Source organism: Acidovorax sp. 56 (genome assembly GCF_002749705.1).
In the GTDB taxonomy this organism is placed as follows: Bacteria; Pseudomonadota; Gammaproteobacteria; order Burkholderiales; family Burkholderiaceae_C; genus Acidovorax.
In genome coordinates, this window is the sequence record NZ_PEEV01000001.1 from 655,765 (window position 1) to 681,535 (window position 25,771).

Annotated in this window: 27 protein-coding genes and 2 riboswitches; of the genes, 8 read left to right on the forward strand and 19 right to left on the reverse strand. The window is 63.0% G+C overall.

Features of this window, described 5'->3' with window-relative positions; all coding sequences use genetic code 11:
* Window positions 1-27 precede the first annotated feature (27 nt).
* Window positions 28-471 (forward strand): DUF4902 domain-containing protein, encoded by a 444-nt coding sequence (locus CLU88_RS02800; protein WP_099655297.1) that lies wholly within the window; start codon window positions 28-30, stop codon window positions 469-471.
* Between the two features lie 163 nt (window positions 472-634).
* Here the strand turns inward: CLU88_RS02800 and CLU88_RS02805 are convergent, their stop codons facing one another.
* A complete protein-coding gene (locus CLU88_RS02805) occupies window positions 635-1,387 on the reverse strand; it encodes an RluA family pseudouridine synthase (RefSeq protein WP_099655298.1) in 753 nt (250 codons plus the stop codon).
* Window positions 1,371-3,590, reverse strand: coding sequence for an ATP-binding protein (locus CLU88_RS02810; protein ID WP_099655299.1), 2,220 nt, complete (start codon window positions 3,588-3,590; stop codon window positions 1,371-1,373). Before CLU88_RS02810 ends, CLU88_RS02805 begins: the two co-directional genes overlap by 17 nt.
* Before the next feature lie 414 nt (window positions 3,591-4,004).
* Between CLU88_RS02810 and CLU88_RS02815 the strand changes: the two genes are divergently transcribed.
* Entirely contained in the window at window positions 4,005-4,664 is a 660-nt protein-coding gene (locus CLU88_RS02815; RefSeq protein WP_099655300.1) for an NAD(P)H-dependent oxidoreductase, read from the forward strand.
* Window positions 4,665-4,770: 106 nt separating this feature from the next.
* Here the strand turns inward: CLU88_RS02815 and CLU88_RS02820 are convergent, their stop codons facing one another.
* The 4 genes from CLU88_RS02820 to CLU88_RS02835 form a co-directional block, all read right to left on the reverse strand.
* Complete coding sequence (locus CLU88_RS02820) at window positions 4,771-6,117, reverse strand: MFS transporter (RefSeq protein ID WP_255410633.1); 1,347 nt, start codon at window positions 6,115-6,117, stop codon at window positions 4,771-4,773.
* Between the two features lie 72 nt (window positions 6,118-6,189).
* Window positions 6,190-7,236, reverse strand: a complete 1,047-nt coding sequence (locus CLU88_RS02825) for a MerR family transcriptional regulator (RefSeq protein WP_099655301.1) — start codon at window positions 7,234-7,236, stop codon at window positions 6,190-6,192.
* A gap of 8 nt (window positions 7,237-7,244) precedes the next feature.
* Complete coding sequence (locus tag CLU88_RS02830) at window positions 7,245-7,646, reverse strand: FKBP-type peptidyl-prolyl cis-trans isomerase (RefSeq protein ID WP_099655302.1); 402 nt, start codon at window positions 7,644-7,646, stop codon at window positions 7,245-7,247.
* Window positions 7,647-7,721: 75 nt separating this feature from the next.
* Window positions 7,722-8,018, reverse strand: a complete 297-nt coding sequence (locus CLU88_RS02835; RefSeq protein ID WP_369827584.1) for a DUF1010 domain-containing protein — start codon at window positions 8,016-8,018, stop codon at window positions 7,722-7,724.
* On the opposite strand from CLU88_RS02835, the gene CLU88_RS02840 reads away from it, so the two are divergent.
* Window positions 8,008-8,820 (forward strand): IS5 family transposase, encoded by an 813-nt coding sequence (locus CLU88_RS02840; RefSeq protein ID WP_099655131.1) that lies wholly within the window; start codon window positions 8,008-8,010, stop codon window positions 8,818-8,820. The genes CLU88_RS02835 and CLU88_RS02840 overlap by 11 nt on opposite strands.
* A gap of 19 nt (window positions 8,821-8,839) precedes the next feature.
* On the opposite strand, the gene CLU88_RS02845 is transcribed toward CLU88_RS02840, so the two are convergent.
* The 9 genes from CLU88_RS02845 to CLU88_RS22660 form a co-directional block, all read right to left on the reverse strand.
* Window positions 8,840-9,343, reverse strand: a complete 504-nt coding sequence (locus tag CLU88_RS02845; RefSeq protein WP_199173406.1) for a hypothetical protein — start codon at window positions 9,341-9,343, stop codon at window positions 8,840-8,842.
* 173 nt (window positions 9,344-9,516) lie between these two features.
* A complete protein-coding gene (locus tag CLU88_RS02850; protein WP_099655305.1) occupies window positions 9,517-9,813 on the reverse strand; it encodes a DUF1010 domain-containing protein in 297 nt (98 codons plus the stop codon).
* Window positions 9,814-10,083: 270 nt separating this feature from the next.
* Window positions 10,084-12,996, reverse strand: a complete 2,913-nt coding sequence (gene gcvP / locus CLU88_RS02855) for an aminomethyl-transferring glycine dehydrogenase (RefSeq protein WP_099655306.1) — start codon at window positions 12,994-12,996, stop codon at window positions 10,084-10,086.
* Window positions 12,997-13,135: 139 nt separating this feature from the next.
* Window positions 13,136-13,510 carry a glycine cleavage system protein GcvH gene (gene gcvH / locus CLU88_RS02860; protein ID WP_099655307.1) on the reverse strand — a complete coding sequence of 125 codons (375 nt, stop codon included), beginning with the start codon at window positions 13,508-13,510 and terminating at the stop codon, window positions 13,136-13,138.
* Window positions 13,511-13,612: 102 nt separating this feature from the next.
* A complete protein-coding gene (gene gcvT, locus CLU88_RS02865) occupies window positions 13,613-14,770 on the reverse strand; it encodes a glycine cleavage system aminomethyltransferase GcvT (RefSeq protein ID WP_099655308.1) in 1,158 nt (385 codons plus the stop codon).
* A 51-nt stretch (window positions 14,771-14,821) separates the two neighbouring features.
* Window positions 14,822-14,952: riboswitch (glycine riboswitch) on the reverse strand.
* Window positions 14,953-14,973: 21 nt separating this feature from the next.
* A riboswitch (glycine riboswitch) is annotated at window positions 14,974-15,065 on the reverse strand.
* Window positions 15,066-15,081: 16 nt separating this feature from the next.
* Window positions 15,082-16,359, reverse strand: coding sequence for a TRAP transporter large permease (locus tag CLU88_RS02870; protein ID WP_099655309.1), 1,278 nt, complete (start codon window positions 16,357-16,359; stop codon window positions 15,082-15,084).
* An 85-nt stretch (window positions 16,360-16,444) separates the two neighbouring features.
* A complete protein-coding gene (locus CLU88_RS02875; RefSeq protein WP_099655310.1) occupies window positions 16,445-16,939 on the reverse strand; it encodes a TRAP transporter small permease in 495 nt (164 codons plus the stop codon).
* Window positions 16,940-17,066: 127 nt separating this feature from the next.
* On the reverse strand, window positions 17,067-18,038 hold the full coding sequence (locus CLU88_RS02880; RefSeq protein WP_099655311.1) for a TRAP transporter substrate-binding protein: 972 nt from the start codon (window positions 18,036-18,038) through the stop codon (window positions 17,067-17,069).
* A gap of 51 nt (window positions 18,039-18,089) precedes the next feature.
* Window positions 18,090-18,389, reverse strand: coding sequence for a hypothetical protein (locus tag CLU88_RS22660; RefSeq protein WP_143225934.1), 300 nt, complete (start codon window positions 18,387-18,389; stop codon window positions 18,090-18,092).
* Here CLU88_RS22660 and CLU88_RS02885 point away from each other — a divergent pair.
* On the forward strand, window positions 18,388-18,837 hold the full coding sequence (locus CLU88_RS02885; RefSeq protein WP_099658598.1) for an Lrp/AsnC family transcriptional regulator: 450 nt from the start codon (window positions 18,388-18,390) through the stop codon (window positions 18,835-18,837). The two genes, CLU88_RS22660 and CLU88_RS02885, sit on opposite strands and share 2 nt — an antisense overlap.
* 141 nt (window positions 18,838-18,978) lie before the next feature.
* On the opposite strand, the gene CLU88_RS02890 is transcribed toward CLU88_RS02885, so the two are convergent.
* The gene (locus CLU88_RS02890) at window positions 18,979-20,679 is read right to left on the reverse strand and encodes an electron transfer flavoprotein-ubiquinone oxidoreductase (protein ID WP_099655312.1); all 1,701 of its coding nucleotides are present in this window, start codon (window positions 20,677-20,679) and stop codon (window positions 18,979-18,981) included.
* A 141-nt stretch (window positions 20,680-20,820) separates the two neighbouring features.
* On the opposite strand from CLU88_RS02890, the gene CLU88_RS02895 reads away from it, so the two are divergent.
* Window positions 20,821-21,603: an SDR family oxidoreductase gene (locus tag CLU88_RS02895; protein WP_099655313.1), complete on the forward strand. Its 783-nt coding sequence runs from the start codon at window positions 20,821-20,823 to the stop codon at window positions 21,601-21,603.
* Window positions 21,604-21,694: 91 nt separating this feature from the next.
* Here CLU88_RS02895 and CLU88_RS02900 read toward each other — a convergent pair whose 3' ends face one another.
* Window positions 21,695-22,441 (reverse strand): hypothetical protein, encoded by a 747-nt coding sequence (locus tag CLU88_RS02900; RefSeq protein ID WP_099655314.1) that lies wholly within the window; start codon window positions 22,439-22,441, stop codon window positions 21,695-21,697.
* 41 nt (window positions 22,442-22,482) lie between these two features.
* Window positions 22,483-23,064, reverse strand: a complete 582-nt coding sequence (locus tag CLU88_RS02905) for a peroxidase-related enzyme (RefSeq protein ID WP_099655315.1) — start codon at window positions 23,062-23,064, stop codon at window positions 22,483-22,485.
* A 171-nt stretch (window positions 23,065-23,235) separates the two neighbouring features.
* Between CLU88_RS02905 and CLU88_RS02910 the strand changes: the two genes are divergently transcribed.
* On the forward strand, window positions 23,236-23,625 hold the full coding sequence (locus tag CLU88_RS02910; RefSeq protein WP_099655316.1) for a carboxymuconolactone decarboxylase family protein: 390 nt from the start codon (window positions 23,236-23,238) through the stop codon (window positions 23,623-23,625).
* A gap of 30 nt (window positions 23,626-23,655) precedes the next feature.
* Here the strand turns inward: CLU88_RS02910 and CLU88_RS02915 are convergent, their stop codons facing one another.
* On the reverse strand, window positions 23,656-24,201 hold the full coding sequence (locus tag CLU88_RS02915) for a PAS and helix-turn-helix domain-containing protein (protein WP_099655317.1): 546 nt from the start codon (window positions 24,199-24,201) through the stop codon (window positions 23,656-23,658).
* Window positions 24,202-24,309: 108 nt separating this feature from the next.
* Between CLU88_RS02915 and CLU88_RS02920 the strand changes: the two genes are divergently transcribed.
* Together CLU88_RS02920 and CLU88_RS02925 are read left to right on the forward strand one after the other, a co-directional pair.
* Window positions 24,310-25,017 (forward strand): CoA transferase subunit A, encoded by a 708-nt coding sequence (locus CLU88_RS02920; RefSeq protein ID WP_099655318.1) that lies wholly within the window; start codon window positions 24,310-24,312, stop codon window positions 25,015-25,017.
* Between the two features lie 44 nt (window positions 25,018-25,061).
* The gene (locus tag CLU88_RS02925) at window positions 25,062-25,703 is read left to right on the forward strand and encodes a CoA transferase subunit B (RefSeq protein ID WP_099655319.1); all 642 of its coding nucleotides are present in this window, start codon (window positions 25,062-25,064) and stop codon (window positions 25,701-25,703) included.
* Window positions 25,704-25,771: the final 68 nt, after the last annotated feature.

The following is a 25,771-nucleotide window of genomic DNA, read 5'->3' on the forward strand; positions in this document are numbered from 1 at the left end:
GACCTCATTCACCACAGGCAGCGGGCCATGCAGCTGTCGTCTGATGGTCTGCTGCGCTTGTCGATTGACGAGCTGCTGTCTTTGCCTATCGCGCACTTGGTGTCTGGGGTGGACACCGAATTGGCGGGCACCTGCCCCGTTGCGCTACGGGAGTGCGGCCGCGAGACCGTGATCAGCGGCTACACCGAGTGGGTCAGTGCCTCGTCACCTGCCGTCTCGATCGGCTGGGACTGGCAGCTGCAGTTGTCGCAGGCGCAACAGACGTTCCAGTGGGCCCGATTGGGGCAGCCGCGCACCAATGTCATGCTGGTTTATGCCGCAGGGGGCGACACGGGGTGGATCAAAAATCTGGAGTTGCTCGCCACGGTGGTGGATGCCCTGCCTTGGCAGGACCATTTGGTGCGGGCGGTGGGGCTATCGCCTGGGCTTGGGGTGGTGGATGCTCCCGTGGGCCATTGCGCCGTGCCGTAAGGGGCGCTGTGATTGCGCCGTCGCTTCCTCTGCGTCCATCGGTTGCAGAGCACCAGCGGGGCACAGGGTCTCTGGGCTGATGCTTGACCTCGCCTGCTTGTTAATTTGCTATTGAAATAATAGCTGCTAGCGCTTGTATTTAAAGCGCTAGGGGCATAAAACACTAAAACTCTTCTGCCTGCACCACGTGGCACCAGGTAGCGTGCACCGGGTGGGCAAAGCCCAGTTCGCGTGCATGCAGCAGCAGGCGCTGGCCGGGGTGGTGCGGTGGCGGTGCATACAGCGTGTCGCCCACAATGGGGTGGCCCAGGGCGCTCAGGTGCACGCGCAGCTGGTGGGTGCGCCCGGTCAGGGGCTCCAGCTCCACGCGGGTGGTGTGCTGTGCTCTGTCGTAGCCCACGGCCCGCCAGTGGGTCTGGCTGGGTTTGCCGGTGGTGGCGTCCACCACGCGCAGGGGGCGGCGCTCCCAGTCTGCGGCAATGGGCAGGTCAATCAGTTGCCAGGGGCCTTCGGGTGGGCACTGGGGCTGGCCCAGGGCACCCTGCACCACGGCCACATAGCGCTTTTGCACTTGCCGCGTGGCAAACGCCTCGCTCAACTGGCGTTGCACCGCCAGGCTGCGGGCCATCAGCACCAGCCCGGATGTGGCTTGGTCCAGCCGGTGCACGATGAGGGCGCCGGGCCAGCGCATGTGTGCTCGGGCGCTCAGGCAGTCCTGCTTGTCCTCGCCACGGCCGGGCACGCACAGCAGGCCTGCGGGCTTGTGCAGCACCAGCAGGTGCTCGTCTTCGTACACCGCCTGCACCCCGGCGGGGACTGCCAGTGCTGGGGGGGCTGGGGGTATGGCAAAGGGCACAGCAGTGGCGGGTTGCGCGGTGGCCTGTGCGCCACCGTGTTCTTCAGCGAGGGGGCGCATTGTCGCCATGCACCAGCTGGTGCACGGTGGCACACAGCTCTTCCACATCATTGGGCTTGTGGATGAGGGCGCGTGCACCTTCAGCCAATGCCGCCTGTTCAATCTCTGCCGTCACATAGCCCGAGGCCAGGGCCACGGGCAGGTCAGGCCGAATCAGCCTGGCTTCGCGCACCAGGTCCACGCCGCAAAAGCCCGGCATGTTGTAGTCGGTCACCAGCAGGTCATAGTCCTGCGGCTGGGCCCGCAGCGCTGCCGTGGCTTCGTGGGGGTCTGTAAACCCGCTGACGCGGTAGCCCCGCCTGCGCAGCAGCCGCTGCACCAGAAACACCAGGGCCTCGTCGTCGTCCACATACATGACGTGGTGGGCCCGGGGAGCCTGTGCGTTGGCAGGGATGGTGGCTGGTGTCTCCGTGGCGGGCTCGGGGGCCGGGTTTGGCGCCTCTGGGGGGGGCAGGGCGGCGGCAGGTGGTGCTGGCTCTGCCGTCTGCTCAGGCCGGGCCACCGGAAAGTACAGCGTGAAGCGGCTGCCTTCGCCTGGCGTGCTTTGCACGTCCACCGCGCCTTCGTGCGTGCGCATCACGCCGTGCACCACGGCCAGGCCTAGGCCCGTGCCCTGGCCCACGGGCTTGGTGGTGAAGAAGGGCTCAAAAATGCGCTGCAGCGTGGCGGTATCCATGCCGGGGCCGGTGTCGCGCACGCTCAGGGCCACATAGTCGGCGGTGGCCAAGCCTAGGCGCTCGCTCAGGCGCTGGTCTGGTTGGATGGCCACCGCTTCGACGTGGATGCTGCCTCTGGCGCTGCCCATCGATTGGATGGCGTTCGTGCACAGGTTCAGCAGGGCTTGCTCCACCTGCGTGGCATCTGCCAGCACAGGGGGCAGGCCGGTGGGCAGATGCATGTGCAGTTCAATGGCCGGGGGCAGGGTCACGCGCAACAGGCGCTCGGTGTCGTGTGCCACTTCTGCCAGCGCCACGGCGGTGCGCCGGGGGGGCTCATTGCGGCTGAAGGTCAGAATCTGGCGCACCAGGTCGCGCGCCCGTCGCCCAGCTTTTTCAATCTCCAGCAGGCTCTCCAGCGCGGAAGAACCTGGGCCGCAGTCGGCTTTGGCCAACTCCACATTCCCCAAAATCGCGCTCAGGATGTTGTTGAAGTCGTGCGCGATACCGCCCGCCATGGTGCCCACCGCCTGCATCTTGTGGGATTCGCGCAGCTGCGCCTCCAGCTCATTGCGGTGCGCCTCGGTCTTTTTGCGGCCCGTCAGGTCGCGCGCAAACACGGTGGTGGTCTCGCCCTCGGCATGGCGCTCAAATGACACGCTCACCTCCACCGCCAGTTCTTTGGCGCTGGCCGTGCAGGCCGTCATCTCGCCCAGCATGGCCTGGGTGGTGAGCTGGGCAAATGCCATGGCCTGCCCGGCCGCGGGCAAAAAACGCTCGAGCGGGCTGCCCAGGGCGTCCTGCGCGCTGCACTGGAACAGGGCCGCCGCTGTGGGGTTGAAGACGGTAATCAGCCCGTGCTGGTCTACGCAAATGATGGCGTCCAGCGCCGAGTTGATCACGGCCTCCAGCCGCTTTTCGCTGGCGTGGAGCTGTTCATTGCGTTGCTGCACGGCCAATGCGCTTTGCTGCAGCGCATGGCGCTCGGCCAGCAGCGGGCCTTGGTCAATCACGGCGCACAAAAACTGCAGCTGCACGGTCCCGTCGTCCTGCGCCGCCTCGATGCGCGCAATGTGCAGGTCGCCGGTGATGTGCACCTGGGGGCCGATGGGGAAGACCACCTCGGTCACCTCACTGTGCCCCTCGGCCTGCGCTTGCTCGAACGCGGCGCGCACACGCGGCGCATCGGCTTCCGAGACAAAAGGCATCAGCGCGGTGAGGGGGCGGTCGCGCTCGGTGGGCTGAAACGACCGGTGCGCCATCGAGTTGGCCTGCACCACCATGTCGTATTCGTCCACCACCATCAGCGCCAGCGGCACGCTGGAGAACAGGGTCTCGAACCGCTCCGACGCACTCTCGGCCACTGTCTGGCTGTAGCGCAGCACCTTGTTCTGGCCTTCCAGCTCTGCCTGGGAGGCGCGCAGCTCGGCAATCAGAGCCGCCACCGAGCCCTTGGGGCGGTCGGCCTTGCGGCGCTCGGCAGGCACAAGTGGCTGGGCACTGCCTGGCTCAGCGTTCAGCAAAAAGGAGAGGTCCGGTTGGCTCATGGGGCTTGGCGCGATAAATCCCTGCGGTTGGGGCCCTGCAAAGGGTCTCGGCAATGCCACCGCAACCAGTGCGACGGCCTGGGATGGCGGTTGGCACGCCGGACCACCCGGGGGCTCGCAGGGGGCCGAGAGAATTGCCAGTGTACGTGCTTCACAGGTGTGCAGTGCCTTGGCCGAAGGGGCTCTGGTGCCGCAACCATCGGCCGATGGATGGGCCGATAAGTTTGAATCGATGCGTCTGTGCGCGGATTGGGCCCAAATTGGCCAATGAGCGGGGCGATTGTTGCCAGATCGCGAACAATATTTTTCCCGTTGCGGGCTATCTGCCTGGGCCGATGAAAACTACATTCCTCACCGTACCCCTTTGATACCCACTCGGTATCTCTCCTCATTCTTACGGAAAGCCGCTTTCATATGACCACCACCCATACCGCCGCTGACAACGCCCTCATCGACAAACTGCAGTGGCGCTACGCCACCAAGAAGATGAATCCCACCAAGGTGGTGGCGCAAGACAAGGTGGAGCGCATCATTGAAGCAGCCCGCCTCGCGCCCACCTCGAGTGGCCTGCAGCCCTACGAGATTTTTGTGGTGACCGATGCCGCCGTGCGCGAGCGCATCAAGCCCATCGCCTGGAACCAGGCCCAGATCACCGATGGCTCGCACCTGCTGGTGTTTGCCGCCTGGGACGACTACACCGCCGAGCGCATCAACGCCATGTTCGACTACACCAACGACGTGCGTGGCTTTAAGAACGAAGGCTGGGAAAACTACCGCAACATGCTGCTGAGCAGCTACCCCCAGCGCGGTGCCGAAGTGAACTTCCAGCACGCAGCGCGCCAAGCCTACATCGGCATGAGCGCTGCCATCATTGCCGCTGCCTTCGAGCAAGTGGACAGCACCCCCATGGAAGGCTTCGACCCCGCCGCCCTCGACGACATCCTGGGCCTGCGTGCCAAGGGCCTGCGCAGCGTCGCCATCCTGCCCCTGGGCTACCGCGCCGATGAAGGTGACTGGCTGGTGAACCTGAAGAAGGTGCGCCGTCCGCTGGAGCAATTTGTGACGGCCGTCTGAGTCCCGGTCTGTCTCACCTGCCAAAAAGGCCGGGCGCGTGCGCCCGGCCTTTTTGCTTTCCACCACAGCTTTCGTCCGGGCCTTGGCCGAGGCGTTCAGGGCATTTTCAGCGCGCAGCGGGGGCCGTGTCCGTCACGCGGCGCATCGGCGTGAGCAGCAAGGCCAGTGCGGTCAGCACCACCAGCGTACCGCCGCTGGCCGCAAACAACTGGGCCAGCGTGATGCCCTTCATCACCCAGCCTGTCACTGCCGCAGAGATCGGCGCCAGGCCCATGAAGATGAACATGAATAGGCTCATCGCTCGGCCCAGCAACGCAGGCGGCACACGCTGCTGTATCCAGGTAAACACGCTCACTTGCATGAACCCGCCCAGCAGGCCGATGGCCAGCATCAGCCCCGCGCCCTGCCACACGGCCGTGATCAGCCCCAGTGGCATGAACAGCACCCCAATGACCGCGTCGAAGGCCAGGATCGTCAGGCCCAGGCTACCGATGCGCAGCCGAGGCACCATGCCCGACACCACCATGCCCAGCAGCGTGCCCGCGCCGTGCGCGCCCACCATGGTGCCAAACGCTGCCGCGCCGAGTTGCGGCGTGCTGCTGGCCAGCACCGGAATGGCGATGTGAATGGGCCCCATGATGAACAGGGCGATGGCGCTCCAATAGAGAAAGCAGGTGCGCAGCTCGTGATCGCGCCAAAAGTGCGCCAGGCCGTGCGCTACAGAGGCCAGCACCGCCTGCGGCGCTGCGGTGGGTGTGGCCGGCGCCGCATGGGTTTGCACTTGCGACAGTGTCCAGGCCGACACCGCAAAACTCAGCGCATCTATCGCAAAGGCAAGGCCAATGCCCGTGGCGTTTGCGTGCGTGGCTTCACTGGCGGCAGTGTCCCCGGTGCCGAACAACGCAATCAACAGCCCGGCGAGCAAAGGCCCCAGAAACATGGTGAGCTGGCGCAGGCCCAGGCTGATGCCATTGGCCGCCTGCAACTGCGGGCGCGCCACCACGTGGGGCATCATGGCCGTGCCGGCAGGGATGCTGAAGGCAGTGGCCAGGCCAATGCCCAGTGACAGGGCGTACACCATCCACAGCGTCAGGGTGCCTGCAAGCACCAGCCCCGCCAGTGCGGCCAGCAGCACCAGGTTGACGTATTTGGTGACCATCAACACCTGCTTGGGCGAATGGCGGTCTACCAGTGCTCCGCCCACCAGGATGAACAGCGCACGCGGGATGCTGATGAGGGCCAGCACGGTGCCCAGCACCAGGGTGTCCCCCGTCATCTGCAGTACCAGCCAGGGCAGTGCGATCAGGGTGAACTGATCGCCCAGCATGGACAGGAAAGAGCCAGCCGTCATCCAGCGAAAGTTGGGGTCTTTGAACAGCGCGGCGCGCGGGTCTTTGGGAGAGGCAGGGCTGGGGCTCTGCGGCTTGTGGGGGGATGCTGTGTCAATAGTCATAGTTCGATCCATTCATGGGGACCCACTATGAACCCTCACGTTGCGTGAGGGTCAAGCACTCTTGCGCACTTTTTACCCCTGTGCGGATGGCCGCGCTTTAGTCGATGCGTTGGCTGTGGCAGCGTGTGCCAGCGCCGCTTGCAGATACGAGCGCACGGGGGCGCTCAGGGGCGAACCCGCCTGCAGCAGCGGTTCGCTGGCAGACGCTTTGAGCAGCTTTTGGCGCAATTCGGGGCTGCTGCGCGTCAGTGTGTCGAACAGCGCGCCCCAGCGCAGCGCGGCGGCTGCAGCGTCAGGATGCTGGTGTGGTACGGTACGGGCCAGAAGCTGTTGCACATCGGCCTCCAATGCCGCCCAGTCGGTGTGCGGCACATGGCCCAGCGTGCGCAGGTCGTCGCGTGTCAGGTACTTCTCCAGGAGTGCCATGCGCAGCTTGATGGCCGTTTCGATGTACTCAATCATCTCGCCTGCGGGCGCATGGTTGCGCCCTTGCGTGCTGGGCTCGGTGCGGAACATGTGACCCCAGCGCTCCAGCAGGTCCAAGTCGCCCCCCATCCAGTGCAGCATCAGCCCCATCCAGCGGTAGGCCAGCGCCTGGACTTCGGGGGTGTCAGGTGGCAACTGGCGGTCCATGGCGCTTTGCACCAGGTCCTTCACGACCAGCCAATCCGCCTCAATCAGGTTCCAACTGCTGAAGATCTGCTTGAGTTCGGCCGAGCTGAAATACTTGCCATAGGTGGTCATGAGCGCCAGCGCTTCGAGCCAGTTACCCATGTCAGGCTCGGCCCCCGCCATCAGGCCGTCGCGCAGCATGGTCAGGCGCCCGCGCAGTTCCGTGGCTTGCGCTATTTGCTGGTCCAGCGCGCGGATCTGCTGGCCGATGATGCGCTCGGGCGCAACGCTGTCGCCCTCCAGCAGGTGGGTTATGTCATTGAGCGCCAGACCCATCTGGCGCATCGTCTGGATCGCGTGCAGCCGCTGCACATCGGCCTGGCCGTAGAGGCGGTAACCCGACTCTGACCTGCCCGAAGGCGTGAGCAGGCCAATGGCATCGTAATGGTGCAGCGTGCGAACCGTCAGGCCCGCGCGCTGCGCCAGCTCTCCCACCTTCAGCAGCATCTGAAAGCTCAGCGCTTCACGGAAATCAGCTCGATCTCAAAGTTCAACGTGGCGTTGGGCGGAATCACGCCACCAGCCCCGTTGGCGCCATAGGCAATGCCAGGTGGGCAAGTCAGCTTGGCCTTGCCGCCGGGCTTCATGCGCTGCACGCCTTCCGTCCAGCAGGGAATCACGCGGTTGAGCGGAAACTCGGTGGGCTCGCCACGCTTGTAAGAGCTGTCGAACTCCTTGCCATCAGGGAACGTGCCTTTGTAGTGCACCTTCACCGTATCTGTCGCCTTGGGCGATTCGCCCGAGCCTTCCTTGATCACTTCATACACCAAGCCACTGGCCGTGGTGACGGGTTTGGTTTGTGCCATGGCGGCGGGGGCGATGGCCAGCGAGGTGAGCAGGGCAAAAAGAACGCGCATGAAGAAAACTCCGAAAAAGGCCAATGTTAGGGCCTGCGGAGGCGTCAGAGAGGCGCTGCGATGGGGATTGGGGTGCTATCTGCCTGCAGGTGTGGGCAACCTGTGTCGCTGAGGCGGCGCGGCGCTCTCAAAATGATAGCTGGTAGCGATTTCTGCACAAGCGCTGGAGGCCAAAAAGGCTTGAAACGGACAAAGCGAACGCAGGCGAAGCCCAGCAGAGCGCCAAAGCCCTAAAGGAGAAACCTCTGAGAAGGGCGAAGCGCTGGAGTCAACGGCGGGGCTGCATAAAGCGGAGTGTGAAGGGCTAGAGCGTGTTATGAACTTTGCTGCGTGAGCACGGAGCAAAGGGTAGAGTTTGCAGATGCCCCGCAAGCCTTACCCGACAGACGTTAGCGATGAAGAATGGAGCTTCGCTGCGCCCTACCTGACCTTGATGAATCAGCACGCGCCCCAGCGCGAGCATGATCTGCGCGAAGTCTTCAACTCGCTGCGCTGGCTGGTGCGCGCAGGAGCGCCCTGGCGGATGCTGCCCAACGATCTGCCGCCGTGGGAGGCGGTCTACCAGCAAAGCAGGCGTTGGCTTGACGCGGGCTGCTTCGAGGCGATGGTGTCGGATCTGCGCTCCATCATCCGCGTGGCACAGGGTCGCCAGGGCCAGCCCAGCGCAGTAGTGATGGATGGGCGCACGCTGCAATCGAGTTGCGAGAGCGGTCCACGTGCAGGCTACGACGGCTACAAACGCAAGCGCGGCAGCAAGGTGCACATGGCCGTGGACACGCTGGGCCACTTGCTGGCAGTGCATGTCACGCCTGCACACGAACAGGAACGTGCGCAGGTGCAGCGCCTGTGCGAAGACGTACAGCAGGCCACGGGCCACACGGTACAACTGGCCTGGGCAGACCAAGGCTACACGGGTGAAGCGGCATCCAAAGCGGCGCAGGACAACGGCATCGACCTGCACATCGTGAAGCTGCCCGAGGCAAAGAAAGGCTTTGTACTGCTGCCGCGCCGCTGGGTGGTGGAGAGAAGCTTCGGCTGGCTGGCGAGGTTCCGCAGGCTCTCCCGGGACTACGAGCGACTGCCCGAAGTGCTCGGCGGGCTGCATTTCCTGGTGTTTGCGGTGCTCATGTTGCCCGCTGCCGCACGGGTGCTGGCTGCAGCGGGAAGTTCATAACACGCTCTAATGATTGAACTCAGCCGTCGACGGAGCCAGTCGGCTGGAGTGATTTTTTGGGTTCCGTCTCTTCGCGAAAGAGTGGTTTTACGAAATTGTTATTGATGTAACCCCGTGACGTCTTCCGTTCGCGTGTGTTGAACGCCCGTATGTTACGCGCGTGAGAAATTTCAACGCCCTTTATCGCATATATCAAGGAATTTTCAGCGTGGCTAATCTTGGTCTTGCCCTTCGAAATAACAAGGCTTCCATTGCCTGAGCTTCCATCGTGGCTGATTTCTACATCGCCGCCAGATACAACGACATTGTTGCCACTGTGTGCGATGTGAAGGGCTCCGATTGAAATAATTATGGAATTTGTTGCAAAGGCAATATTTGCATCAGCCCCCGCCACTACAAGCTGGTTGTCAATATTATTCAGCTTGAGAGGCTTACTGTCACGAATGATGTTTTTCGGGGAAATTTCTCCAAGAGATTTTTTCACTTCTTCGGAAACCCCGAGGCTATCGAGTATGTCAGACACACCATCTTTAGTTTCCGAAATAATTATTTCCTGATTGTGCGTACTCGATTGCTCAGGGAGTCTCAACAGGTTATCCCCTGTATATGTTGAGCATGCGGAGACTAGAGTGAGAGTAAAAACTGCCACAACAGCACGAAATATATGATTCATTCTCCTACCCTTGATTTTGGCACTCAACGACCTGAATTCAGCCGCCGCGTAGTGGTCGGCTGCGACGAACAGTTATACCCGAAGGCCAAGCGGGAGCGCCCAGCCTTGAAGACGAGCGCAGCCCACGAAAAAGCGCTGGGCCTTGAAAGCGGCGCAGCGCTGCAAGAAAGATAGCTGGTAGCGCTTGCTGCACAAGCTTTGGAGTCCAAAAAGGCTTGAAACCGACAAAGCGAACGCAGGCGAAGCCCAGCAGAGCGCCAAAACCCCCAAGGAGAAATCTTTGAGCGAGGCGAAGCGCTGGAATATATGCGGGCCTGCATAAAGCGGAATATGAAGGGATTAACGTAGAGCGAACCGGCGCTGCGCGGCTTTATCGCGCAAAGTCCAGCGACTGAAGGGAGCGGGCTTGGCCGCCATCTTAGGGCTTTTTACATTGATTCAACAATGTTGACGGTATGTTGCAAATGTTTTAGTGCTGCCTGCAAAGCTTGGCTACACGCCAACGAATTGAGGCCCAAATGCAAAAGGCCTGTTACCGGGCCTTTGTTTTCTTGGGACGCAGCGCCACCGCGGCGCTGCGTCAGCGCGCTTTACGCCAACTCACTCACCGGCACGCAGCTACAGAACAGGTTCCGGTCGCCATAGACGTTGTCCACCCGACCCACCGGCGACCAGTACTTGGCCTGGCGCAAGGCCGCCACCGGGTAGGCAGCGGCTTCGCGGGTGTAGGGACGAGCCCAGTCGCTACTCAGCAGGTTCTCTGCCGTGTGCGGCGCATTCTTGAGCGGGTTGTTGTCTTGCGGCAGCTTGCCTGTTTCGATCTGGCGGATCTCTTCGCGGATGGCAATCATCGCGTCGATGAAGCGGTCGATCTCGAACAGCGTCTCGCTCTCGGTGGGCTCCACCATCAGCGTGTTGGGCACGGGGAAGCTGAGCGTGGGGGCGTGGAAGCCGTAGTCGATCAGGCGCTTGGCTACGTCTTCGGCCATCACGCCGCTGGTTTCCTTGAGGCTGCGCAGGTCCAGAATGCATTCGTGCGCGACGTGGCCGTTTTCGCTCGCGTACAGCGTGGGGTAGTGGTCCTTGAGGCGGGCGCTGATGTAGTTGGCGCTGAGGATGGCCGTCTCTGTAGCCGCTTGCAACCCGTCGGCGCCCATCATGCGGATGTACATCCAGCTGATGGGCAGCACGGCGGCGTTGCCCAGGGGGGCGGCGCTGACGGGGCCTACCTTGCCGGTGGCGGGGGCTTGCGGCTGGCTGCCTTGGCCGGGTAGGCCGGGCAAGAAGGGCACGAGGTCTGCCACCACGCACACGGGGCCTACGCCGGGGCCGCCACCGCCGTGGGGGATGCAGAAGGTTTTGTGCAGGTTCAGGTGGCTCACGTCGCCGCCAAACTCGCCGGGGGCGGCCACGCCCACCAGGGCGTTCATGTTGGCGCCGTCCACATACACGCGGCCGCCGTGGCTGTGCACCAGGGCGCACAGTTCTTTGACGCTGGTCTCAAACACGCCGTGTGTGCTGGGGTAGGTGATCATCACGCAGGCCAGGTTGGCACTGTGCTGTTCGCATTTGGCCTTCAGGTCGGCCAGGTCCACGTTGCCGTTGGCGTCGCACGCTGTCACCACCACCTGCATGCCCACCATTTGCGCGCTGGCGGGGTTGGTGCCGTGGGCGCTGCTGGGGATGAGGCAGATGTTGCGGTGGCCTTCGCCACGCGACTCGTGGTAGCCCTTGATGGCCAAGAGGCCCGCGTATTCGCCCTGGCTGCCTGCGTTGGGCTGCAAGCTGATGCCCGCGTAGCCGGTGGCCTGGCACAGCCAGGCGCGCAGCTGCTCGTCCAGCTCCTTGTAGCCTTGTTGCTGGTCGGCGGGGGCAAACGGGTGCATGTTCGCAAACTCGGGCCAGGTGATGGGGATCATCTCGCTGGTGGCGTTGAGCTTCATCGTGCAGCTACCCAGCGGGATCATGCTGCGGTCCAGCGCGAGGTCTTTGTCAGACAGCGCACGGATGTAGCGCAGCATGCCGGTCTCACTGTGGTGGGTGTTGAAGACCGGGTGCGTGAGGTAGCTGCTGGTGCGGCGCAGCGCGGCGGGGATCAGTGGTTCGACACCGTTTTCAAAGGCGGCGAACGTGGGGAGCTGCTGGCCGTCCTTGGCGAAGACCTTCCACAGCAGCTCGATGTCAGCACGCGTGGTGGTTTCGTCCAGCGAGATGCACAGGAACTCTTCAAAGTAAATGTGCAGGTTAGCGCCCATGGATACCGCGCGAGCAGCTATGGTTTTGGTAGCGGCGCCGGTGTGCAGGCTCAGGGTGTCGAAGCTGGCTTGTTCGCGCACGGGGGCGCCGAGTTGCTTGAGGCCCTGGGCCAGGATGGCGGTGTAGCTGGCCACGCGCTGGGCAATGCGCTTGAGGCCCTGGGGGCCGTGGTACACGGCGTACATGCTGGCGATGACGGCGGGCAGCACCTGGGCCGTGCAGATGTTGGAGGTCGCTTTTTCGCGGCGGATGTGCTGTTCGCGCGTTTGCAGGGCCAGTCGGTAGGCGGGCTTGCCGTGCACGTCCACGCTCACGCCCACCAGGCGGCCGGGCATGCTGCGTTTGAATTCGTCGCGGCAGGCCATGTAGGCGGCGTGCGGGCCGCCCGCGCCCATGGGCATGCCAAAGCGTTGGGTGGTGCCCACCACAATGTCCGCGCCTTGTTCGCCGGGCGGGGTGATGAGCGTGAGGGCCAGCAGGTCTGCGGCCACGATGAAGGCGGCTTGCTTGGCGTGGGCTGTTTCCACATCGGCGCGCAGGTCGTCAATGCGGCCACTGGTGGAGGGATACTGCGCCAGCACAGCAAAGTAGTCGCCCGCCAGCAGGGTGTTCCATTCGTCGGCGGAGTTGGCCAGCTTCACCTCCAGCCCCAAGGGCTTGGCGCGGGTCTGGATCACTTCGATGGTCTGAGGGTGGGCGTCGCCCGCCACCACAAACACGTTGCTCTTGCTTTTGACGGAGCGCTTGGCCAGCGTCATCGCCTCGGCAGCGGCGGTGGCTTCGTCGAGCATCGATGCGTTGGCAATGGGCATGCCCGTCAGGTCGCACACCATGGTCTGGAAGTTGACCAGGGCTTCCATGCGACCCTGCGAGATTTCGGCCTGGTAGGGTGTGTAGGCGGTGTACCAGGCGGGGTTCTCCAGAATGTTGCGCAGGATGACGCCGGGGGTGTGCGTGCCGTAGTAGCCCTGGCCGATGAAGCTCTTGAGCACCTGGTTCTTGCCCGCGATGGCCTGGAGTTCGGCCAGCGCTGCGGCCTCGGTGGTGGCCGGGGGCAGGTCCATGGTGCTGCTGCGTGCGATGGAGCGCGGCACGATGGAGTCGATGAGTGCGCGGCGCGAGGCCTCGCCAATCACCGAGAGCATGTGGGCTTCATCGGCCGCATCGATGCCGATGTGACGGGGCAGGAATTCGGCAGCGTTTTCCAGCGCGGACAACGGCAGGGATGTGGACAAGGCGGCGGTCATGGCGGGCGTAGGGGTGCTATGAAAAGAGAAGCTGCTCGCGCTTGTATTTGGTGCGCTTCAAGGACTTTTAGCTTGAAACCCAATGGAATCAAGCGCGGGCAGCTATGGTTTTTGAAACCGGAAAGTGGCCAAGTGCCAATCAGGCGTTGGCGGCGAAGGCGGTGTAGGCCGTTTCGTCCATCAGCTCGGCCAGCTGGCCTGCGTCGGCCAGCTTGACTTTGAAGAACCAGCCAGCGCCCAGCGGGTCGGTGTTGGCCAGGGCGGGGTCGGCGCGCAGGGCTTCGTTCACTTCCACGATCTCGCCGGTGACGGGCATGTACACATCGGCAGCAGCCTTCACGGATTCGACCACGCCTGCCACGTCACCTTGGTTGAACGTTGCGCCCACCTCGGGCAGGTCCACAAACACCACATCGCCCAGTGCGTCTTGCGCGTGCACGGTGATGCCCACCACAGCGGCAGCGGTGTCGGCGGTGTTGATCCACTCGTGTTCTTTGGAAAATTTGACGGTCATGAGGGGCTCCTCGAAATGGGTTGAAAAGGGTTTGAAAAAGCGAAACCTGAATGTAGCGGCTGAAGCGGGGGCGGCGTGTGACGTACCATCGCCCCGCTGGCTTCAGCCGCGGAAATAGTTGGCGGGCGTGAAAGGCATGGCGCGCACTTCCATCGGCACAGCCTTGCCACGCACGATGGCGTTCACGCGGGTGCCGATGGCGGCAAACGCAGGCAGCACGTAGCCCATGGCCACCGGTTCGTTCACCGTGGGGCCCAGCAGGCCACTGGTGACTTCGCCGATCTTCTGGCCGCCTTCGCTTTGCAGCTCGGTGTGCTCGCGCACGGGCACACGCTCCAACGCGACCAGGCCGACCCGTTTGCGGGGCAGGGTGGCGGGGTTGTCGATCTGCGCCAGCACCTTGTCTGCGCCAGGGAAGCCACCCGCGCGTGCGCCACCGGTGCGGCGTACTTTCTGGATGGCCCAGTTCAGCGCGGCCTCGGGCGGTGTGGTGGTGGTGTCGATGTCGTTGCCATACAGGCACAGACCGGCTTCGAGCCGCAGCGAATTGCGCGCGCCCAGGCCAATGGGCTTGACCTCGGGCTGGGCCAGCAGGGCGCGGGCCAGGGTGTCTGCCTGCGCGGCGGGCACCGAGATTTCAAAACCGTCTTCTCCCGTGTAGCCGCTGCGGGTCACAAAGCAGTCGCAGCCTGCGATGGTGAATGTGCCGCCGGTCATGAACACCAGCTTTTCAACGCCGGGCGCCAAGCGGGCGAGGGCGGTGACGGCTTGCGGACCTTGCAGCGCGAGCAAGGCGTGGTCGGGCATGGGCGCCACCTTGCAGCGCTGGCCGATGCGGGCCTGGATGTGGGCGATGTCACCCACTTTACAAGCACCGTTGACGATGACAAACAGTGTGGGTTCGCCATCCACGGTGCCTTGGTTGAAGAACATCAGGTCGTCGATGACCGTGCCCTCGTCGGTGAGCAACAGGCCGTAGCGTTGCTTGCCCACGGGCAGGTCGATCACGTCCACGGGCATCAGCGTCTCGAACGCGGCGGCGGCGTCGGCACCGATGAGTTTGAGCTGCCCCATGTGGGACACGTCAAACAGGCCTGCGGCGGTGCGGGTGTGCACATGCTCGGCCATCAGGCCCGCGGGGTATTGCACCGGCATGGAGTAGCCCGCAAAGGGCACCATGCGGGCGCCCAGCTCAATGTGCAGGGCGTTCAGGGGCGTGGTCAGCAGAGCGGCTGCTGGGGTGGGGGTAGGGGCGGACATGCGGCAGTGACTCCAGGGCAAATAGGGGACGCAACCACGGGGGGTTGCGACATTTGCCCTGCTGTCCGCTTTACCTGAGAGATTCACCGCAGCGCCCTGGCTGGCCGTGCGGTTTGCTCCTTCGGTGGATGGCCTCGCGCACAGTTTTCATGTGGGGACCACCTCTCTCCAGCAAGGGAACGCCCGCATCACTGCGGGCGGTTGTCAGTCCTTTTGCCTGAGCGTTCGGCTGTTGCCTGCGCCTTCGGCGGTGCCGCACGGCCTTGGGTTGCAAGGTGGGGCACTCTCTCCTGACGGGGCGGATTGTAAGCCTACTTTGCGTACACCAGATCGCGCAGTGCCAACGAAATCGACGGCACGTAGGTAATGACCATGAGGCATGCCAGGATCACGCCTACAAACGGCAGCAAGTGCCCCACGATGCGGTCCAGCGAGATCTTGGCCACCGTGCAGGCGGCAAACAGGTTCACGCCAAACGGTGGCGTGATCATGCCCAGCGCCAGGTTCACCACCATGATCAGGCCGAAGTGCACTGGGTCGATGCCAAAGTGCATGGCCACAGGAGCCAGGATGGGCGCGAGCACGATGATGGCGGCGCTGGTCTCGATGAACATGCCGATGACAAACAGTGCGGCATTCACGCCCAGCAGGAACATGGCGGGGGATTGCAGCACCGATTCCAGCCAGCGGCCAATGGCATCGGGCACACCAGCGCGCGTGATGAGGAATGCAAACAGCCCGGCGTTGGCGATGATGAACATGATCACTGCCGACGAAATGGCCGACTTGCGCAGGATGGCGTATAGGTCCTTGATCTTGATCTCGCGGTAGATCACCACGCCCACGATCAGTGCGTAGAACACCGCCACGGCCGATGCCTCGGTGGGCGTGAACACGCCGCCGTAGATGCCGCCCAGGATGATGACCGGCATGAGCAGTGCCCAGCCCGCCTGCAGCGTGGCTCGGCCAAAAGGCAGGCGCCCATCGCCATCGTTCTTGCCCCAGCCCTTGTATTTGCAGTAGGCCCAGACAAAAAGCATGAGGGCGCCGCTGATCAGCAAACCGGGGCCAAAGCCCGCGATGAACAGCTCGCCAATCGATACCTCGGCGCTCACACCGTACAGGATCATGGGGATGGAGGGCGGGATGATGACGCCCAATTCCGCACTGGTGGCCTGCAAGGCAGCTGCGTAGCTGGTGGGGTAGCCGTGCTTGATGAGCGCCGGAATCAGGATGGCGCCGATCGCAAACGTGGTGGCCACGGACGAGCCTGACACTGCGGCAAAAATCATGCAGGTGAGCACGCAGGTCATGGGCAGGCCACCCTGCACACCGCCCACGATGCTCTTGGCAAACTCGACCAGCCGGCGCGAGATGCCGCCGGTTTCCATCAGGTTGCCCGCCAGGATGAAAAACGGAATGGCGGCCAGCGGAAACTTATTGATCGAGGCAAACATTTCCTTCACCGAGATCAGCATGTTGGCGTTGGACACCTGGATACCCAAAATGGACGCAAGCCCGATGGACACGGCCACGGAGACGGTGAGTGCAAAGCACAGCACCATGGTGCAGATCATTACGACGCTCATAGCGTGGCCCCCACGCTCGGCATTGCATGTCCTCGCTGCCCCCCAAGGGGGTCGTTCACTTGCTTGAGGCGGCTCGGCGCGGCGTTCATTGGGCGGTCTCCAGTTCCATGCGCAGTGGGTCGATCAGATTCCCGACGATGCCGACGATGCAAAACAAGCCGCCTACAGGCATGGCCAGGTAGGCCCAGAACATCGACACAGACTCCAGCCCGGCCATGCTTTGCACACCGCCGCGGCGCGCGTAATCCCAGCCAAACCAAACGATGATGAGGATGAGCGCCAGCGCCGCGAGCGTCACCACCCAGTCCAGCACACGTTTCATGCGCGGGGGGCTCCAGCGGTAGAGCACGTCCACGCTGACCATGGCGCCTTGGCGAAAGGCCGCCGGGATGGCGAGGAACACCATCCAGATCAGGCTGAAGCGGATGAGCACTTCAGTCCACTCGGCAGGCTGCTCCAGCACAAAGCGCATCAGGATCTGGAACATGCCCAGGGCGGAGGCCAGTGCCAGCATGGCGCAGGCCCCGAGCATGGCGATGGACGTGGTCCACCGCTCCAAGGTTAAAAAAGCGTTTTTCATGGGGTGCAGGACGCCACTGAACAGAAAGTATGAGAAGACAAAACGCCCGTAGGCACAGGCGCCACGGGCGTTCGGGGTCAGCGAGGGCGTGTCTGCCTCGCGCTTGCGCGTCGCATCAATAGTTGAGTCACTTGACGTCGCGAATCTTGTCGAGCGCGGCTTTGCCAAACTGCTTTTCAAACTCGGCGTTCACTGGTGCCAGGGCTGCGACAAACTTGGCTTTGTCAACGCTGTCGATCACCGTCATGCCCTTGGCGCGCAGGTCGGCCACGCCCTTGGCATCGTCTTCATCCACGCGGGCGCGGTTGGCCTTGGCACCTTCTTTGGCTGCGTCAAGGAAGGCTTGTTTGTCAGCCGCCGACAGTTTGTCGAACGACGCCTTGTTCATCACGAAGATGGCGGGCGAGTAAACGTGGCCGGTCAGGGACAGGTGCTTTTGCACCTGGTCGAACTTGGCGGAGATGATGACCGACAGGGGGTTCTCTTGCCCGTCCACGGTGCCTTGCTGCAGCGCGGTGAACACTTCAGGGAAGGCCATGGGCGTGGTGATGATGCCAAAGCCCTTGTACGCGGCGATGTGCACAGGGTTCTCCATGGTGCGCATCTTCAGGCCCTTGAGGTCGCCGGGCTCCTTCACATCGCGCTTGCTGTTGGTCATGTGGCGGAAGCCGTTTTCAGCCCAGGCCAGTGCCTTGAACCCCTTGGCGTCGAACTTGGCCAGCAGGTCTTGGCCGATGGAGCCGTCCAGCACGGCGCGGGCATGCGCCTTGTCGCGGAACAGGAAGGGCACATCAAGGATCTTGGTCTCGGGCACAAAGTTGGGCACCGGGCCGCTGGAGCTGAAGGCCAGCTCTTGTGTGCCCAGTTGCACGGCTTCAATTGATTCGCGCTCGCCGCCCAAGGCACCGTTGTAGAAGGTCTGCACCTTGTAGCGGCCGGCTGTGCGCTTTTCCACTTCTTTGGCAAACGTGTCGATGGCTACGCCCTGGTGCGAGTTCTGGGCCGTAGAGATGCTGATGCGCATGGTGGTCTGCGCTGCCGCAGTGGCCACAAAGCCGAGCGCAAGGCTCAGGCCAACGACGAGTTTGGTCAATTGCATGGTGTCTCCTGTTGTGCGGCGCGCCCACGGTGGCACGCCGGATCAGGTTCATTATGTTGGCCCGCCTTGCGCCGGAGCATCGGGGTTTGTGCTGGTAAGTGTGCTTATCAAGTCACATGGGCTACAGGCCATTGGCGCTGGCGTGGTGAGGGTGTTACCCACCATGGCAAGCGCCCCGTGCTGGCGGTAACCAGCCGGGGCCTTGGCAGTTTGTGCGGCTCCGGTAAGAGCGCCTTGATGGAGCAAGTATGCGGATTGCTTCCTGGTTTTGTTTTCTGTTTTGTCTTTGATTTTTGAGAAATTCAGAAAAATATTCTGAATAGTCGCCTGTGGCGGAATAATGCGCAGCATGGACAAGATAGATCGGAAAATTCTCGCGGTGCTGCAGGCCGATGCCCGAGCCAGCTTGCAAGAGATTGGGCAGGCCGTGGGGCTGAGCCCTTCGCCCTGCTGGGGGCGCATCAAAAAGATGGAAGAGGCGGGTGTGATCCAGGGCTACACGGTGCGCATCAACCCGCAGGCGCTAGACCTGGCCGACACGGTGCTGGTGCAGGTCACGCTCGACAGCCACTCCGACAACACGCTGGAGAAGTTTGGCGAGACGCTGGCCAGCATCCCTGAGGTGATCGAAGCGCACTTGGTGTCGGGCGACTACGACTACCTGCTGCGCGTGGTGGTCAAAGACACGCGGGACTATGAGCGCCTGCTGCGCGAGAAGCTCTACAAGATCAAAGGCATACGCCATAGCCGCTCCAGCTTTGTGCTGCGCACGCTGAAAAAGGCTGATTTACCGCTGTAGCGCTTATCAATAAAGCGCTGGTAGCTATTGATTTGAGAGCAATGGCTGCTCTCGCCTGCAATCCGCCGTGCCCTGCGTCGGTAGCGGAGGGGCATAAAAAAAGGCCCCCGAAGGAGCCTGAATGTGCAGGGCGCAGGCGCCTTACATGCCCGCGTAGTTGGGGCCGCCACCGCCCTCGGGGGTGACCCAGACGATGTTCTGCGTCGGGTCCTTGATGTCGCAGGTTTTGCAGTGCACGCAGTTTTGCGCGTTGATCTGCAGGCGCTGGGCATCGCCGCCCTTGGCGGTGTCGGGCACAAACTCGTACACGCCTGCAGGGCAGTAGCGCGCCTCGGGACCAGCGTATTTCGCCAGGTTGATGTTGACCGGCACGCTGGCGTCTTTGAGCGTCAGGTGCGCGGGCTGGTTCTCTTCGTGGTTGGTGTTGCTGATGAACACGCTGGAGAGGCGGTCAAACGTCAGCTTGCCATCGGGCTTGGGGTAGTCGATAGGCTTGCACTCTGCCGCAGGCTTCAGGTACGCGTGGTCGGGCTTGTCGCGGTGCAGTGTCCAGGGGATGTGGCCGCGCAGCACAAATTGTTCAAAGCCGTTCATCAGCGTGGCCGTGGTCAGGCCGTACTTGAACCAGTTCTTGAAGTTGCGGTCCTTGTTCAGCTCGGTGTGCAGCCAGCTGGCTTCAAACGCCTTGGGGTAGGCGCTCAGCTCGTCGTGCTGGCGGCCTGCCACGATGGCTTCGTAAGCCGCTTCTGCGGCCAGCATGCCGGTCTTGATGGCGGCATGGCTGCCCTTGATGCGGCCCACGTTCAGGTAGCCCGCGTTGCAGCCCACCAGCGCGCCGCCCGGGAACACCGTCTTGGGCAGCGCGTTGATGCCGCTGGCGTTGATGGCGCGCGCGCCATACGACAGGCGCTTGGCGGTGACTTCGCCCTTGTCGTTCTCGAAGTAGTAGCGGACGTTGGGGTGCGTCTTCCAGCGCTGGAATTCTTCAAACGGGCTGAGGTAGGGGTTGGTGTATCCCAGGCCTGTCACAAAGCCAACAGCGACCTTGTTGCCTTCGAGGTGGTAGAGGAACGCGCCGCCGTAGGTGTCGTTCTCCATGGGCCAGCCGGCGGTGTGCATCACAAAGCCGGGCTGGTGGCGCTTGGGGTCGATCTCCCACAGTTCCTTGATGCCGATGCCAAAGCTTTGCGGGTCGCGGCCTTCGTCGAGGTGAAAGCGCGCAATCAACTGCTTGCCCAGGTGGCCGCGTGCGCCTTCGGCAAACACGGTGTACTTGCCCAACAGCTCCATGCCGAGCTGGAAGTTGTCGGTGGGCTCACCTTCTTTGCCAATGCCCAGATTGCCCGTGGCGACGCCGCGCACCGAGCCATCGTCGTTGTACAGCACCTCTGCCGCTGTGAAGCCGGGGAAGATTTCCACGCCCAGGGCTTCGGCCTGCTCGGCCAGCCACTTGGTGACGGCGCCCAGGCTCACGATGTAGTTGCCGTGGTTGTGCGCAAAGGGGGGCAGCAGCGGGTTGGGCACGCGAAAGCCCGACTTCTGGCTCAGGAAGATGTAGGCATCGTCGGTGACGGGCTGGTTCAGTGGTGCGCCCTTGGCCTTCCAGTCGGGGATCAGCTCGGTCAGGGCCTTGGGGTCCATGATGGCGCCCGAGAGAATGTGCGCACCAGGCTCTGAGCCTTTTTCCAGCACGACCACCGAGACGTCTTGGCCTTTTTCAGCGGCCAGTTGCTTGAGCCGGATGGCAGTGGACAGGCCGCCTGGGCCGCCGCCCACAACGACCACGTCGTACTCCATGGATTCGCGGGGACCGTACTGGGCCAAAATTTCTTCGTTCGTCATGAGCGTCTCGTCGGGCGTTTGATAATGGGCTGATTTTCTACAGGCAGGGGTGGGAATCACTGTCTGGCTGGCGACTGATTGTATTCAAGGAATACAGACAATCGAACGACCGTTCTTTTTTGTGGAAATTGGAGGCTTTCAATGGCATACAGCATCGACTTGTCCGGCCGCGTGGCGTTTGTGACCGGCGCCTCCAGCGGGCTGGGCGCGCAGTTTGCCCGCACCCTGGCGCGTGCTGGCGCGGGCGTGGTGCTGGCCAGCCGCCGCATCGAAAAGCTCAAGGAGTTGCGTGCCCGCATCGAAGGCGAGGGCGGCGACGCCCATGTGGTGGAGCTGGACGTGACGGACCACGATTCCATCAAAGCCGCCGTGGCGCACGCCGAAACGGAGATGGGCTCCATCGACATCCTGGTCAACAACTCGGGTGTCAGCACCACCCAGCGCATCCAGGATGTGACGCCCGAAGACTACGACTTCATCTTCGACACCAATGTGAAGGGCGCCTTCTTTGTGGCGCAAGAGGTGGGCAAGCGCATGCTGGCCCGCTCGCGCGGCGCGGCGCCGGGCAGCTTCACGGGCGGGCGCATCATCAACATTGCGTCCATGGCGGGCCTGAAGGTGCTGCCGCAAATTGGCGCGTATTGCATGAGCAAGGCCGCCGTGGTGCAGATGACGCGCGCCATGGCGTTGGAGTGGGGCAAGTTTGGCATCAACACCAATGCCATCTGCCCCGGCTACATCGACACCGAAATCAACCACCACCACTGGCAGACCGAACAAGGCCAGAAGCTGGTGAACATGCTGCCGCGCAAGCGCGTGGGCAGCCCCGAAGATCTGGACGCGCTGCTGGTGATGCTGGCCAGCGACCAAAGCCATTTCATCAACGGTGCGGTGATTGCGGCAGACGACGGGTTTGCGATTTGAGGTTGCCTGCGCGCTGGCAAGCGCAGTTTGAGCAAAATGTGCTGCTAGCGCTTGTATAGAAAGCGCTAGCAGCTATCAAATAAGGAGCAATCTACCGCTGTGCAGCGGTGGAGGTAGCCGCAGCCTCGGGCAGCACCACGCAGTGCGCCAGCGGCATGCCTCGGTCTTTCACCACCCCCAGCAGCAGCACCCGGCGCAGGCTGGGCAGGTAGCGTATGGCGGTTTGCTGCGCCGTGTAGGCGGGGGTGTCGTTTAGTCGCTCGGTCAGCTGCAGGCTGCGGCCTGTGGGCTGGTGGGTGATGGTCAGCGTGCGGGTGCCGGTGTACACGTCCTGCTGGATGGTGCCCTCCGTGCCGTAGAAACCGCCACCCACCGTGCGTGTGCGCTTCTTGCCCTCAAAGCTGGTGTGGATGCGCAGCACCCCGTCGATGCTGGTGCAGTCGTCGGTAAAGCCTGATGCGCAAGTCATGGGCAGCAGCTCGCTGTGCTGCACCACGCGCACTTCGGGCGCTTTGACATCGGCCATGGGTACGTGAACGAGGCGGGCGCCACTGGCCGTGGCTTCCACGCGCCAGGCGGCGGCCAAGGGGTGGTCGTCAATGCCCAGGCGCGCTATGCCCATGCCTGCAGTGATCCAGTAAGTGGGAGGCTGTGCGCCGTTGTGCAGCAGTGATGCGCTGGGCCAGGGCTGCAAGCGGCCAGGCTGCTGCTCTATCTCCAAGGCGCTCAGTGCCAGCGCGTTGGCCGGGCCAGGGGCCCACCGAAAGCCCTCTGGCAGCCCCGCTGCGTGGCCAAAGGCAGCGGGCAGCCCCACGGCCAAAAACAGCAGCCGGAGCAAGCGGCTTAAGAGCCTGCCCACGGATCGCTTTGCAGTTCGGATCATTGGGGCGCCTTGGGCATGCGGCCCATCGCATAAAACTCGGGGTTGGGCATCATCCCGGCAAAGCTGGCCATGCGGTTGGAGAGGCCAAAGAACGCGGTGATGGCGGCAATGTCCCAGATGTCTTCGTCGTCAAAGCCGTGGGCGTGCAGCGCGCTGAAGTCGGCCTCTTCGATGGCGTGCGATTGCTGGCACACCTTCATCGCAAAGTCGAGCATGGCGCGCTGGCGCGGGCTGATGTCGGCCTTGCGGTAGTTCACCGCCACCTGGTCGGCCACCAGCGGCTTTTTTTCGTAGATGCGCAAGATGGCGCCGTGGGCCACCACGCAATACAGGCACTGGTTGGCTGCGCTGGTGGTGGTGACGATCATCTCGCGCTCGCCCTTGGTCAGGCTGCCTTCTTCTTTGAGCATGAGCGCATCGTGGTACGCGAAGAAGGCCCGCCACTCGGCCGGGCGGCGCGCAAAGGCCAGGAACACGTTGGGGATGAAACCCGCCTTGTCTTGCACCGCCAAGATGCGGTCCTGGATGTCTTGCGGCAGGGTGTTCAGATCGGGATGCGGGTAGCGGGGGGATGTCACCGTTTGTCTCCTCAAAGTCTGTGCGGGGCCATGTCGGCGCTGGCCTGGCCATCATAGGGCGAAGGTGCCGCGCTCGCGTTTGACGAGGTCTGCTACACCACCTGCGGTGCGAAGATCCGCGCTCTGAATGCGCGGCGGGCGCGCGTTCGCACCGCCAGAGGTAGCCACTGCATGACCGACACTTTCCACAAAGATTTTGACAAAGGGCTTGCCACGCGCAAGCAGGTGATGGGCGAGGACTTTGTGGCCAATGCCTTTGCCAATGCCACCGATTTCACGATGCCCATGCAGGAGTTCATCACCCGCAATGCCTGGGGCGATGTGTGGCAGCGCGAGGGGCTGGAGCTGAAGACCCGCAGCCTGATCACCGTGGCCTTGCTGACGGCGCTGGGCAAGCAGCACGAACTCAAAGGGCATGTGCGCGGCGCGCTGAACAACGGTGCCAGCGTGCAGGAGATTCAGGAGGTGCTGCTGCACGCCAGCATCTACTGCGGTGTGCCCACGGCGGTCGACGCCTTTCGCTCGGCCGCCGAGGTGATTGACGGGCCCAAGCCGGGCTGAGGTGCAAGCCCTGAGATGGGGCTTGCGGGATCAGTTACCTGCCAGCAGCTTGTGCACCAGGTCGGCCGCCGTCGACGCGTTGTACTTGCGCATGAGCCGGGCGCGGTAGATCTCCACCGTGCGGTGGCTGATGGCCAGCGTGCGGCCGATCTCCTTGGAGGTCAGCCCCTCCAGCAGGCGCGCGGCCACCTCGCGCTCGCGGCCGGTCAATTCAGCACGCACGGGGCGTTGCGAGCTGAGGTCTTCAAAACTCCAGATGCCCGAGGCGTGGGGTTCGTCGCGGTTGAGCGCGCGGCCCGACACATGGCACCAGAACAGCTCACCATTGGCCCGCTTCATCACGCGGTTGTCTGCGTAGTGGCCTTTGGCGTTCAGAATGGGGGCCATGTGGGCGCCCAGGCGTTCGTACTCGTCTGCACTGGGGTACAGCACCTGGAACGACTGCCCCATCAACACCTCGCGCGAGGCGCCAAACATCTCGCAGACGTGGCGATTGCAGTCCACCATGGTGCGGTTGCGAGAAAGCACCAGCCCGACGGGGGCCATGTCAAAAGCCAAACGGTAGTCAACGTCCATGGTGTGTGCTGTGATCGGGGCTGTGCCACTGCGGGCAAATCTTTACGGGGTACTACTTACAGGGGTACGTAGTATCGTAGTGCATCCAACATTCGCAAGGAGATCGTGGTGAACAAGTTATTTCCCTCAGCGGCCAAGGCGCTGGAAGGCGTCGTAGCCGATGGCCAGTTGCTGGCCGTGGGTGGCTTTGGGCTGTGCGGCATCCCTGAAGCCCTGATTGACGCACTGCGCGACTCGGCGGTGAAGAACCTCACCGTCATCTCCAACAACGCCGGGGTGGACGGCTTTGGCCTGGGCAAGCTGCTCGAAACCCGCCAGATCAAGAAAATGATCTCGTCCTATGTGGGCGAGAACAAGGAGTTTGAGCGCCAGTACCTGGCGGGCGAGCTGGAGCTGGAGTTCACCCCCCAAGGCACGCTGGCCGAGAAGCTGCGCGCAGGTGGCGCGGGCATTCCCGCCTTCTTCACCAAGACCGGCGTGGGCACCATCGTGGCCGAGGGCAAGGAGCTGCGTGAGTTCGATGGCAAAACCTACGTGATGGAGCGCTCGCTGGTGCCTGATGTGTCGCTGGTCAAGGCCTGGCGTGCCGACAAGTCGGGCAACCTGCAGTTCCGCCTCACGGCGCGCAACTTCAACCCCGCAGCGGCCACGGCCGGCAAGCTTTGCATCGTCGAAGTGGAAGAGGTGGTGGAGACCGGCGCCATTGCACCCGACCAGGTCCATCTGCCCGGCATTTACGTGCACCGCATCGTGCACAACCCCACGCCCGAGAAGCGCATTGAAAAGCGCACCATCACTGACAAGGCTGGCGTCTGAGCCCGCTGCAGCACAACAGTACAGAACAAGCTGGAGAAATCACTATGTCGTGGAGTCAAGACCAAATGGCGGCCCGTGCCGCCCATGAGCTCGAAGACGGCTTTTACGTGAACCTGGGCATTGGCATTCCCACGTTGGTGGCCAACTTTGTGCCCGCTGACAAGGAGGTGTGGCTGCAGTCTGAAAATGGCATGCTGGGCATTGGCCCATTTCCTACCGAAGACGAGGTGGATGCTGACCTGATCAATGCGGGCAAGCAGACCGTCACCACCATCAAGGGCTCGTCCATTTTTGGCAGCGACCAGTCGTTTGCCATGATCCGTGGCGGCAAGATCAACTTGTCCATCCTGGGCGCCATGCAGGTCAGCGAAAAGGGCGACCTGGCCAACTGGATGATCCCCGGCAAGATGGTCAAGGGCATGGGCGGTGCCATGGATTTGGTGGCAGGTGTCAAGCGCGTGATCGTGCTCATGGAGCATGTGGCGCGCAAGAAGGATGGCACCGAAGACATGAAGATTCTGCCCAGCTGCACCTTGCCCTTGACGGGCGTGGGCGTGGTGGACCGCATCATCACCGACCTGGGCGTGATGGACGTGACGCCCGAAGGCCTGAAGCTGGTGGAGCTGGCGCCTGGGGTGAGCTTTGAGCAGATCCAGTCCAAGACGGGCGTGACCTTGTTGCGCTGAAGCCGCGCGCCGCTGCACATTGCCTCAAGGGGCCGACTGCCAAATAGGGCGGTCGGCCCTTGTTGTTT